The 268-nt window shown below is 53.4% G+C and carries 1 rRNA gene; it reads right to left on the bottom strand.

What is annotated here, in order from left to right:
* Window positions 1-268, bottom strand: a 16S ribosomal RNA gene (locus tag GTP90_RS36240); the annotation flags it as partial.

Genomic DNA, 268 nt, shown 5'->3' with positions numbered 1-268 from the left:
AGTCTTACAAAACCGCCTGCGCACGCTTTACGCCCAGTAATTCCGATTAACGCTTGCACCCTACGTATTACCGCGGCTGCTGGCACGTAGTTAGCCGGTGCTTATTCTTCAGGTACCGTCATTAGCAGAGGATATTAGCCCCCACCGTTTCTTCCCTGACAAAAGAGCTTTACAACCCGAAGGCCTTCTTCACTCACGCGGCATTGCTGGATCAGGCTTGCGCCCATTGTCCAAAATTCCCCACTGCTGCCTCCCGTAGGAGTCTGGA

The sequence above is a fragment of the Duganella vulcania genome, assembly GCF_009857655.1.
Lineage (GTDB): Bacteria > Pseudomonadota > Gammaproteobacteria > Burkholderiales > Burkholderiaceae_D > Rugamonas > Rugamonas vulcania.
Note: the sequence above shows the minus strand (reverse complement) of the source record. Positions and strands in the feature narration are given on the sequence as shown.